We start from the raw sequence: 11,172 nt of genomic DNA on the forward strand, positions 1-11,172 counted from the left end.
TGCGTCGGCCGCTTCCAACAGGTCGATCCCGCCGGCCTTCGAGCGCGGATCGAGCAGGCGGACGAACTCCCGGCCGTCGGGGATCGTCGCTTCGGCCAGATCGCGAAGCGAAAAATCCTCCGGCCGCAAGTCGCGGTTGGCCAGAGATTCACGCAGGTGACGGCAGACCTCTTTGGATCCCATCGTCTCGTAAAGCCGTTTCAGTTCCCGATAGTTGAGGGCACGTGTCATGGTTTTGAGCCTCTGGAGGTGAGTAGGAGAGTGTTTGGTATGTGCCTAAGCGAAGTAATGACAAATGTCGAATGACGAATGACTAAGGAATGCCCAATGACGAATGGCCGAATGACGAATGGGATGACAGCAGACATTTAGTCATTCGTGCTTCGTCATTCTTTAGACATTCGTTATTCGTCATTAGTCATTCCCACGATGTTCAAATCAACGGAGCTGATACGCGGCCAAGTAGTCGACGTTCAGCAATTCGTTGCTCGTGCTGCCGTTCTTCATGCCAGCGCACAACTGCATCAGCGCGCCGCTGGTAAACGTGAAGAGTTGCCGCGCGACGAGCAGCCCGTCGATGAAGAACGCCGCTTCGGCCTGAGTGGAATTGATCGGCTGCTATTGTCCGGTGAGCGTTTGATAGTTCGCGCCGCCGGCCGTTTGGGTGGTGATGGTGGTGGCTTGCGCCGCGCCGATAGAGGTCTGACAACTCCAGACGTTGCTCCCGCCGGCCTTGAAGAAGACCATGCCCGAGTACGACGCCTTCGGACCGGCGCTGCCGTTGGCGAGCGCCCCCGCGGCCACCGAATCCATCAGGCCGACCAGGACATTGGCCTTGTTGCCATTGGCCTCGGTGAACTGCACGGCGGCCTCGAAGACGATCGGCTGGTCGGCGGCAAACTGGAACAGCGCGGCGGTGGTGCGAGCGTACGATTCGTCGTTGGCTGCTACAGAGCCGCCGCTGGGGACCACAGTCAGAATGCCCCCGACGCCGTCGCCGACCGCGACCGATCCAGCGTGGCTGAGCACGCTTGTCCAGCGCTGGGCGGTGACGTACGAATCGAAATCGTCCATGAACCCGAATGTGCGGCGATGTTTGAGTTGGTCCAGCAAGTCGATTAGTTTGCTCATGACAAGTTTCCTCTGGTTTTGGGTGGAGGTCGCTCGAGCGTAGACGCGGCGTATCGCCGCGTTTGAAAAAGCGGCGGGACGCCGCTTCCACATTAGGCTGTGATCAAATTGGTGAAGCTTTTCGCGTCGGTCGGCAGCCGGCGCGGGCCTGCCGACTCGGTGAGGTATTGGTCTTTGCTCAACGGCCTCGCCGATCCCGCCGCGCGAGCGATTTGCAGCCGTTCGAGCATCAACTGCCGCCGGGTATCGGCGCCGGCGGCGGCGCGGAGCTGCTCACGAAACAGGTCCGTGACCAACGTCCGCGGGACGCCCGCCGCGGCCAATTCCTCGGCAATGCTCTGTTCCAGCAACAGCGCGGCGTTTCGCGCCTCGGATGCTTCGAGCCGCTCCTTCAAGCCGCGTAGGTCAATCTCCCGGTCGCCGGCCGGCGTGACGGTAGCAGGGGCGCCATGGCCACTGCCCTGAGTGGCCATGCCTCGTTGCGGCTCATGCCCATGTCGAGCCATGGGCATGGCACCCGACGTGTATTCCTGCAGGATCGCCTGAACGAGATCGGATCGCTCGGCTTTGAGCTGCTCGAGCGTCACGCCCTTCAAGCCAACTGCCTCGTGCGCCTCGACTGAACTCGCCGAAGTCCGACTGCTTCCTGCCTCCTGCCCCCCGCCTCCTGCCGACTGTTCATACAGCCCGCGGGTCGTGGCCGGATCGGCGACCAGATCGACGCTCTGCACGCGCGTAATCTCCTCGACCACGAGCAGATCGTCGCGCCGCGCGGTGCGGGCTTGCACGTTGTGCGAGAAGCCGACGTTCTCGGGGGCGTGCTCGGCATCCCAGATCAATTGCTCCGCCAGAGCATGCTTCGGATTGAAGTGCAGATCGCCGAACGATCCCTCGCCCGGCCGCGCCTCGACGCCGCGGACCACGCCGATCCGGTCCTGGTAGTCGCGCGGGGCGAGCGCGCTTCCCTTGGGATGGTTCACATTCACTTTGGCTCCTTCATAGAGGGCCGCGGCCCGGCCGAGCGCCTCGGGCAAATACTCGCGGCCGTTCCGCGAATGCAGCCCGAGAATCTTCACGCCGCGAATCACGCCCGCCGCGCGATCCACCCGCACCCGCACGCCGCGCGAATCGCAGTATTCCTGAATCGTTTCGTCCATCGAACTTCTTCCCTTTCTGTTAAGCACGCGACACCGAGACCAATTAAAAAGCCCACACGGCGCGGTGACCGCGCCGGTGGGCTCTTGCCGATTCCGTTGCGGGCTCGGCTCGATACCTGGATTGTGTTACGAATCCGTTCTTATCCACAGATTTCGCAGATTTCCACAGATGAATTACGAGGGATTTTTTATGAGGAAGCCAGGAGGCCAGGATTTGCGACATCCCTCTCCTGCCTTCCTGGTCTCCTCATAAAACAATCTGCGTCAATCTGTGAAATCTGTGGATGATTTCCCCGTAGCTTATTTCTCAATTCGCTCGACCAAGCGGCGGATGTGCTGGATCGTGCCGTCTTGGATCGCCAATTCGATCGCCGCCTTGCCATGAAAACCGCGCCGCAGCGACTCGGCCAGCAACTCCGCCAAAGCGGATTCCACTTGGCTCACCTTCGTCTGATTCACCGTCGTGTTCCGCAGCGTAAGCATGGGGTGTAGTATACATATTTACACTATTCTCTCAAGGTCGGATTTTGTGCCACTCCCGAGAATCTGCAATTTCGTCGGTCGGCACGATCGCAATCGCGCGTTCATTGATCGACAAGATTGCAAGTGCGCGTTCGTCAGTCGGCCGGACAGCGATCGCGTTTTCCGCAATCGGCCTGAAAGGCCGAAGGAGCCCAGCCCAGGGTGAAGCAACGTCGTCCGCAAGGACGACCAGCGCAACCCTGGGAACCGATGCGATAAGAACCGGCCAAGCCCCGAAAGGGCGAGGGAGATTCCACGCGATCTGAAGGTCCGCGCGGAGTCTCCATCCCAATCAAACGATCGTCGCACTTGTGAGTCCGCGATTGAGCCATCAACGTCGCTCCGTCGCCCTTTCAGGGCTTTGAATTCTGAATGCGATCGTGACCCAGCGGGTTCCATCCGCCGTCGGCGGACTCCGCCCTGGGCTGGGCTCCGCCGGCCTTTCAGGCCGATTTTGAGTCTTCTATAATGGTTCGATGTCGCAGAGAATCACTGAGCCAACATGTTGACGGTGAGTTTGCGAGGAGTCTGACCGTGATCCTCTTCCTTCTTGTTCGACCGCTGTCGCATATCCGGCAGCGCCACATTAACGACTGCGGGATTGCCGCTGCCGCCATTGCGGCAAACGTGCCTTACGAGACTGCCGCCGCACACAGCCCTGCTCGCCCAGGGGAACGCGGCGTAGGTACTCAAGAAATCGTGCCATTACTTGAATGCTTGACCAACACCGACTGGAGAACCCCCGAAACGGGATGGTTCCACCCGGTTTTCCGACTTATCAAGACGGATGAGCTTCTTGTCCTTGTGATCCGCCATCGGAAATGGTCCGGACCCTCACATTACATCACGGTCAAGGGCGGATGGGTGTACGATCCAGCATTTCCAACGCGATATCGTATCGAAAACTATCCGAGGGGAAACTGGCATGTACTGCTCAGGATTCGTCCTGGCCGTCAGTCGGAGACCGGATGGATCGCGGATCGTCTAAAGCTGGTTGGAAGCGCGCTCATTGTATTCTTTGCGATTTGGATACCCATTGTGTTCGGCAGTTGGCTTTTCGGCGCGAAATGACGGCGACAACGTAGTTGCAGGATTGCGACTAGAACGCCCCGTTCGCCACTCCCAATAGTTTTCCCGCGCTCACATCGAGCGGTAGCACGCCGGCGTCGATCTCCGTCGACTTCTGATTGCCATGTGCTTGATTGCCTGCGCGCCCCGCATGCGCTGCGAAATTGGCTTGCTCCCGCTCATAGTCGAGTCCCAATCGCTGGCTCCAGGTTTGTGGCGAGAGGATGCCGTTGGCGTTCTCGATTTGGAAGCGCTGGGTCTCTTGCATCTGATCGCGCACGGCGAGCGACGGCGCGACGCCGATGATTTCGATCGTCGCCAGCACCTCGCGCGGCAGTTGCCCCGCCGCGACCGCATTGGCCACGACGCGCCACATCAATTCGGTGTCGTCGGCCACTTGCTCCGCTTGCAGCCGCGCGAACATCCGCATCGCGGGGCCCTCGGCCACCATCGTCGAGGCGTAGTTGGCGTTTGAGGCGTCGGAAGTGAGCATGAACTCGGGCATGACTAGGCGGCTGGCGATCGCCCGCAGCTCGGCCTGCAGCACGGCAATGAAGCTGCCGGCATCGAGTCCCGCGGCGGGAAAGTCGTAGTCGATGTCGGCATGGGTGTCGAGGATCGTGCCCGGACCGTAGCGCTTGAAGTTCGTGGTCTGGCCGGTGAGCGTGTTGGTCACGCTGGCGCCGGCCCCCGCGGAGGCGAACTGCTCGACCGCGCTGCGATTGCTCCGATGGTGCTTGCGAATGAGCGCGATCGCCGATTGGATTTCCGCCACGACGCTCATATTGCGGAGCAGCTTTTCCGCCCGGCGGAGATTCTTGCGCACGGGGAAGAAAAGCGGCAGCCCGCGTCGCACATTGCCATCCACATTCGCCTTGCGATGCTGAATCTCGCCGGGATCGACGATCTGGCCATCGACGCAATAGCCGAGCACCGTTTCCACGTCATCCCGATCCGTGAGGATTCCCAGATGGGCCGATGGATCGGCGGCACGGTCGGGCGGAGTGGCGACCTGACCCGGCTCGACGAAGCGCACTCGCGTCGTGCCGTCGGCGGCGGCGAACAGACGAAGAAACACCTCGCCGTCGCGATCGCGGCGGAGCACGATCTCCTGCTGCCGCCGCTGCCAGGAATTCGTCGTCACGAAATCATCGAGCACGGCCTGCACGGCCGCGGGCCATTCGGGCGGCGCCTGCTGTCCTTTCTTGACCGCCGCGCGGTAGGTGTGCCCCGAGCCGACAATGAAGCTCACTCGGTTCTCATGCCCGTTGATTGCAAATTCGTTCGAAAGCGCGAGCAGCCGGCATTGATTGCGAATTTCGCGAAGCTGAGTCTCGGTGGTCGGGCCCCAGCCGCCAACGGCCACGGCATCCAACCCGCCGCCAAGCGGAAGCCAGGGAGTGCCATCGCCATCGAACAGCGCATCGAGCGGGTCGACAATGGTCGTGCAGAATTGCTCATAAGCCTCTTGCAGCCGCTGCTCGAGGCGAGAGAGTGGAGAGTCCGTTGTTGGCATGGTTTTTCACCTTTCATTTGGAATGTCGAATGTCTAAAGAAGTCCGAATGACGAAGCACGAATTGCTTCCGCTTGCGATTAGTCATTCGTGCTTCGTCATTCCTTAGACATTCGTCATTAGACATTCGACATTCCGTAAACATTCGTCATTCGCCGCTGGGGCATCACACACTCACCTTGAATCGATTTCCCAGTCCATCCACCGGCCGGCGATCGGCGAGCCAATCGGCGGCCAGGCGGATCGCCATCTCGGCGGCGTCCGGACCGTCGTCGTGATCGGCCACTGGAAATTCTTTCAACTGCTCGACCAGCATCCGCGTCGAAGGGGAATGCGATTTGAATTTGAGCCGCCGCTTTGAAAGCAGCGGCCCGAGCCGCCGGATCCGCGTTTGCTTGTTCACCTGGTTCTCGATTCCCCATGGCACGACGCCGTAAAGCCGTTGCCGGGCGAGTTCGGCCGTGAATTCTCCCGCGAGCAACTCCTGAAACTGGTTCATCTCGATGCCAAACACATCGGGCTTGAACCGCCGGCACAACTCGACCCCGTCGCTGACGATCTGGGGCGTCGGCCGGCGGGCCAGGTCGGCTTCGAGATAGAGCATCCCATGGCGATCGACGGCCAACATGACGAAGGCCGAGTAATCGCCGCGGCCCGAATCGCTTCCTTTGCTTGGATCGAGCGCCAGCGTTTTCACCTGCACGTCGGTCGGCCATTCGTCGAACCAGAGCCAATCCCCGAAGTAATCCTCGGGCCATTCGCACAATTCAGGATTGATCGGGACGTTTTGCTTCTCGCGCTCGAACGCCGTCCGCCCCGCCTCGACTCTCATGCACATCAGCGTGTACAGGTCCTCTTCCTCCGGCCAGAGCAAGACGGCGCCGGCCTCCATCTCGGCGCAATGGGCGTGGAAGAAAGTTCGCGCCGCTTCACGGCTATCCGGCCGCTCGACGTCGGCGTAAATCTGCTCCCATTCGCTCCAAAGCTGCATGTTGTTGGGCCAGCGCTCGATCGCTTGAAAGCGGCGCGAGGTCCAGCCGGGGGTTTCGTGCAGCTCCAGCGCCAGCGCCTCGCGATGCAACGCAGTCGCCAGATTCACGACGTTCGTCCGTTTGGTGCCCGCCTTCATCAACGTGCCATGGAACCAGCGAGCCGAGTGTTCGCGGGCCAGGCTCGATTCGATATGCCGATCGTCTTGGAGATCGTCGCAGACGATGAGCGTCGGCCGATGCTCGCGCTGCCTTCGGCCGCGGATGCGCTGGCCTGTTCCAAAGGCCTCGATCGTCACGCCGTTGGCCAGCCCCACGGCGTTCGCGCGCCAGACCGGGTACGCTTTCGGTGCGGTCGCGCACGCCGCCGGATAATCGGCGGCGATCCGCGGGTTCTCGCGCAGCTCGATCTTGATGTTCGCAAGATGGCCAACGGCCTGGTGCTTCGTGTCGGAGATGATCAAGATATACGGCTCGCGTCCTTCGAGCGCCGAGCGAAGGACGAACGCCAGCGTGCCGATGGTCGATTTCGCCCCGCCGCGCGGGCCGAGCACGTTCAACTTTCGCCCGCGCTCGGTTTTCATTTCCTCGAGCTGCTCGGCAAGCCAGCAATGCATCCGCGACGGCGACCGGCGGAAATGGTCCGGCAGATAGGCCCGCGCCCAAACGAGCAAGTTCCACTCCCGCGCCGCGGCGGCCTGGCTCCGCTCGGCCGAAAACTCCTCCGCGAGCGAATCGCGCAGGATGCGCGCCGAGCGGTTCGCCAATCCGAGGTCAATCCCGCGCCAGCCGAAGATCAAGTTGCTTTGCACGATGCCCTCGTTAAGGTAGTAGGCAAACTCCGTGTGCCGTAATCGACGTGCAGTTGTAGAGTGCGTCGAGCGCAGCGCTGACGCACCCTACGGTTTGGGGCGCTTCGGAACTGCTCTCGGCCGGTCGGCGAGCAGCTCGGCCAGCCGCGCCAGCACGCGCTGGCGCAGCGTCTTGCCCGGAATCTCGCCGACTATGATCCCGGCCAAGGCCTTGATGATTTCCGTCATCTGTTCGATCGTGATCGAATCGGGCGAACGGCGGGCGTAGCGCTCGGGGAACAACCGCTCCAACGCCCAGGCCGCCGCTCGCCACTGCTTGACATCGCCGACCGCCGCCTGAATGCTCTTGAGGAAGGTGATTTCCGCGCTGAGTTCCGACTTGCGCAACTGCTCGGCGAACTCGGGATCACGCAGAGCCCTGCGGCGGATCGTCGAGGGGGCGCAGCCGACGTACGAGGCCGCCATGAGCCGCGTCCCGCCGACGGCGAGAATCGCGCAGACCTCGCGTCGTTTGGTTTCATCGAGTCTCACGCAGTTGGTTCTCGTTGATTGATCGCCCCGGTAGCGAGGCAGCACGTTGCAGTTGTAGCATATTCAAACGACACAACGGCTCGGCCGGTCGAGCCTCGGTAGTCGGGAAGCCCGCGAGTAGGCGCCGAGCCAGTTTTCTTCACCTCCGTCGCGCGCCATCGTGGCGAAGCGCGGCAATGGGCGATCACGGCCGGATGGCTGGCCGTGATGCTGAACCGCTCTCCCTGGTCGCTGTGTAAATCGCCGACCGCCTCCGCGACGCGGAGCCCGATGCCGATTCCTTGGTAGTCCGGTAAGGTAACGAGCCGCGAGATTCGCCAACGCCTGCGGCGGCCGACCACCGGCAGCGTCGCGCAAAACGCCACCGGCGCTCCTTCCCAGGCCGCCAGGAAACAGCGCGCGGACCGGTTCAACCCGCCATTCAGATAGTGATGCTTCGCAAACAGGGACCATGCACGACTCCGGCAATGAAATAGTTCAAGCTCGATCGCCGGTCGCCGAAGCGACCTCCGCTGGAACGTCTTGCTCGCCATGTCGAGCACCCAATCGGGCGCAAGCCACTCGGTGACATCGTAGTGGCAGGTCACCGCGACGAACCGGCAGCCGATCTTCCCGCTGCGAATCCCTTTGGCGACGGCGGCCGAGCCCACCTTTGCCACCGTCCGATCGACGACGCTCGTGAATTCGTCGAAGACGACCAGCCGGAGGCCAGGAAGCGGAGGTCGGAGATCGGAGGTCGGACGTCGGAACTTGCAAGCCGACGCATCCGACTTCCGATCTCCGACCTCCGACTTCTGACCTCTGGTGGCGGCCAGCGCTCTCGCCAGATCGCAGCGAAATCTCTCGCCGCCGCTCAACACGCGATACGGCTTGACCCACGACGGCGGCGAGCTGAAGCCGACCGCCGTCAGCAGGTCCGTGATCTCGCGAACCGGCAGTTCGCCGAAGCAATCCACGATCGCTCGGTCCTCGGGCCAATCCGCTTGCTCAATCAAATTGTCGCCGAACAGCCGGCGCGCGAGCGTCGTCTTCCCGCTGCCCGATGGCCCGACGATCATGCCAATACGCCAGTCGTCCCCCAATTCCGGCAATTCGACCGCGAATCGTTCGCTCAGCTTGTCCTTCAGCGGCACATCAAACATCCCGGCGACCTGCTGGACGCGGAAGGAATTGTAGAGCGGGCATTCGTTAACGACGTGGATGAGCGGCATTATGGATTCTGGATTCTCGATTTTGGATTTTGGATTAAGCGTCCGAGATTCAAGTGCGCTTGCGCATCAATCCAAAATCGGCAATCGAAAATCCAAAATAGCTAAGTCACAGCGTTATTAGACGGCATTTGAATTCTTCCCGCGTCAGCCGCTTGTAAACCGCCTGCTGCTCTTCCTCGTCGCGGCATTCGACGACGATTTGAAACAGCCGCGGAATGTTGATGTCTGGCGTCGATGGTTCATCGTTTTCCAGAACGGCCGCCACGGGGATCAGACCGTCCAGCAGGCTTTGCACGGCCGCGTTCTCGGTCTGCACGTCTTCGAGCAGCCTTTCGAGGGCCGTTTTGTCGCTGCCCGCCAGCGCGGTGAGCGGATCGTGCGTTGCCAGAATCTTGTTGGCCTCGTCTTCGTTCACGTCGAGCACTAGCACGGGGACCAGCATGTCGGGCGTGGTCTCCGCTCGCAAATGACCGTCGATCAATTCCAGCGAGCCGTCGGGCAGCTCGCGAGCCAAGAGCGCTCCCGCGTAGCCGACTTCCGCCAGGATGCCTTGCAGGGCATCGCGCTGGTTGTCGCTATGCGCTCGCCAGTTCCGCGGATTGGGCCGCAGCTCCGCGGCTGGAACGCGCCGCAGTTCTTTGATTCGATCGCGGATTTTCATCGGCTATTCTTCCTTAGTTCGGCAATTTCGGTGCGGAGGTCGCCCAGCTCGGTGCGCAGCTCGCGGAGGTTGTCGTCGCGAACGGCCAGGCGGGTCTCGACCACCACCAGCCGCTCGCGCATATCCACGCCCACGCCGATCAGAGCCGCGGTCTGCACGGCGAGAAACGTGAGCACCTTGATCCAATCCGCAGGCGACAAGTTGATGCGATTGCCTGGCGTGAGTGTCATCGGAGTGTCTTTTGCGGCAGAGAAATCGCCTGGGAAATGTCGAAGTCAGAATGCGGAACGCGGAATCGGTGTGATGATTCTTTGTTCCGCATTCTGCACTTTTCATCGATCGAGATTAGCGGAACAGCAGGCTGCGGACCGGCGTGCGGAACTGCCGGTGCGGCTTGACCTTCACGACTTCTTCCACCACGGTCGGGACCGCCAGCACGGTGACTGTCGGCAGAGTAAGCGTTGTCACGACTGGTGCGGATTGCACAATAACCGGCGCCGCTTGAACGACCAGCGGCGCCGCCACGGTTTGCACGGCGACGGCGCTCGTTGCCACCGGACACGCCGATGCGACGCCACCGCAAATACTCAACAGCATCGTCGCCACCACCGCCAGATTCACAAATCTCTTCATCGCAAGTTCTCCTAGAAAGAATTGAAACGTCTACCACAAGGGCACGCACAGCGTGCCCTACTCACTTGTCACTCGCGCGTCAGCTCCTCAAGCACCTTGCCGGCCTCTTCCGGGGTCAGCCGCGGGCCGCCCTTCGGCATCTTTTCGGTGAGCACGGCCCGAATCGCTTTGAGCCGCGTTTCACAATTCAACGTACCGACGTTCTCCAGCGAGAGGCTTGCCTTGGGCTCGGCGCCGGCGTGACACGTGGCGCATTTCTGCGCGAGCAGCGTCAATGCCGCGGGCGATTGCGTCGATCGCAGCGGCGCGTTCACGGGGACCGCTGACGTTGAAGCACTAGCGTTCGATTGCCTTAGCTTTTCGGCCACCTTGGCCGCGATTGCGTCGATTTCGGCATCATTCCGCCCCAACGGAATCGGCTGCGGAGCGACGGCTTGATAGCTGTAGTAATACGGCGCGGCCTCGGCCACAGGCACGCCGACGGCGACCGCCACCGGTACCGCGACCACGTTCGTTGCGATCGCCTCGGTTTTCACGCGGCATGCGGCCGAGGCAGAGACCAGAGGCCAGAGGCCGAGGGCCAGGATCGGCGCGGCTAACGCCGCGATTTTGAAGGGTGTGAACTCTTTCATCGTAGACCTCAGTTACTTGTCACTTGACACTCATCACTTGCCACTTGTCACTTGCCACTTCGCGCCAGCGTCGCTGCCTCGGCGAAGCTGCTCTCCCATTGTCCGCGAAGCACAGGGCGGCCTTCGACGAGCGTCAATAGTATCGGGTCGTGCGAATCGCGCATCGCGGCCGCCAAGTTGTCTTCCGAAAGGCCGATCTCGCGGGCGGCCTGCGCGCGGCTGACCGGCAAGTAGGCGAATTCGCGAACCACGCGGGCCAGTGCCTCGGCCAGGTCCTCGGGGTTCAATTCGGCGGCGCGGGCGACCGCTTG

The 11,172-nt window shown here is 61.7% G+C and carries 14 protein-coding genes; 1 reads left to right on the forward strand and 13 read right to left on the reverse strand.

From position 1 onward, the window contains the following. From VGY55_21060 to VGY55_21075, 4 genes are all read right to left on the reverse strand, one after another. Positions 1-231, reverse strand: a 231-nt coding sequence (locus VGY55_21060; GenBank protein HEV2972475.1) for a hypothetical protein, incomplete at its 3' end; no start/stop codon positions are given. 387 nt (positions 232-618) lie between these two features. Then, positions 619-1,131 (reverse strand): hypothetical protein, encoded by a 513-nt coding sequence (locus tag VGY55_21065; protein ID HEV2972476.1) that lies wholly within the window; start codon positions 1,129-1,131, stop codon positions 619-621. Between the two features lie 92 nt (positions 1,132-1,223). Then, on the reverse strand, positions 1,224-2,288 hold the full coding sequence (locus tag VGY55_21070; GenBank protein HEV2972477.1) for a hypothetical protein: 1,065 nt from the start codon (positions 2,286-2,288) through the stop codon (positions 1,224-1,226). Between the two features lie 300 nt (positions 2,289-2,588). Beyond that, the gene (locus VGY55_21075) at positions 2,589-2,771 is read right to left on the reverse strand and encodes a hypothetical protein (GenBank protein HEV2972478.1); all 183 of its coding nucleotides are present in this window, start codon (positions 2,769-2,771) and stop codon (positions 2,589-2,591) included. A gap of 573 nt (positions 2,772-3,344) precedes the next feature. Here VGY55_21075 and VGY55_21080 point away from each other — a divergent pair. Then, complete coding sequence (locus VGY55_21080; protein HEV2972479.1) at positions 3,345-3,881, forward strand: hypothetical protein; 537 nt, start codon at positions 3,345-3,347, stop codon at positions 3,879-3,881. A 28-nt stretch (positions 3,882-3,909) separates the two neighbouring features. Here VGY55_21080 and VGY55_21085 read toward each other — a convergent pair whose 3' ends face one another. From VGY55_21085 to VGY55_21125, 9 genes are all read right to left on the reverse strand, one after another. Then, positions 3,910-5,394 carry a phage portal protein gene (locus tag VGY55_21085; GenBank protein ID HEV2972480.1) on the reverse strand — a complete coding sequence of 495 codons (1,485 nt, stop codon included), beginning with the start codon at positions 5,392-5,394 and terminating at the stop codon, positions 3,910-3,912. A 164-nt stretch (positions 5,395-5,558) separates the two neighbouring features. Next, positions 5,559-7,193 carry a hypothetical protein gene (locus tag VGY55_21090; GenBank protein HEV2972481.1) on the reverse strand — a complete coding sequence of 545 codons (1,635 nt, stop codon included), beginning with the start codon at positions 7,191-7,193 and terminating at the stop codon, positions 5,559-5,561. A gap of 87 nt (positions 7,194-7,280) precedes the next feature. Continuing rightward, positions 7,281-7,724, reverse strand: coding sequence for a hypothetical protein (locus VGY55_21095; protein HEV2972482.1), 444 nt, complete (start codon positions 7,722-7,724; stop codon positions 7,281-7,283). Beyond that, positions 7,721-8,935 (reverse strand): GNAT family N-acetyltransferase, encoded by a 1,215-nt coding sequence (locus tag VGY55_21100; protein ID HEV2972483.1) that lies wholly within the window; start codon positions 8,933-8,935, stop codon positions 7,721-7,723. Before VGY55_21100 ends, VGY55_21095 begins: the two co-directional genes overlap by 4 nt. A gap of 106 nt (positions 8,936-9,041) precedes the next feature. Beyond that, complete coding sequence (locus VGY55_21105) at positions 9,042-9,596, reverse strand: ParB N-terminal domain-containing protein (protein ID HEV2972484.1); 555 nt, start codon at positions 9,594-9,596, stop codon at positions 9,042-9,044. After that, the gene (locus VGY55_21110) at positions 9,593-9,826 is read right to left on the reverse strand and encodes a hypothetical protein (GenBank protein ID HEV2972485.1); all 234 of its coding nucleotides are present in this window, start codon (positions 9,824-9,826) and stop codon (positions 9,593-9,595) included. The genes VGY55_21105 and VGY55_21110 overlap by 4 nt, the downstream gene beginning before the upstream one ends. Before the next feature lie 115 nt (positions 9,827-9,941). Continuing rightward, positions 9,942-10,229: a hypothetical protein gene (locus VGY55_21115; GenBank protein HEV2972486.1), complete on the reverse strand. Its 288-nt coding sequence runs from the start codon at positions 10,227-10,229 to the stop codon at positions 9,942-9,944. A 68-nt stretch (positions 10,230-10,297) separates the two neighbouring features. After that, positions 10,298-10,861 (reverse strand): hypothetical protein, encoded by a 564-nt coding sequence (locus VGY55_21120; GenBank protein HEV2972487.1) that lies wholly within the window; start codon positions 10,859-10,861, stop codon positions 10,298-10,300. A 47-nt stretch (positions 10,862-10,908) separates the two neighbouring features. Beyond that, on the reverse strand, positions 10,909-11,172 hold a 264-nt coding region (locus tag VGY55_21125), incomplete at its 5' end, for a hypothetical protein (protein ID HEV2972488.1).

This window comes from Pirellulales bacterium (genome assembly GCA_035939775.1).
Lineage (GTDB): Bacteria > Planctomycetota > Planctomycetia > Pirellulales > DATAWG01 > DASZFO01.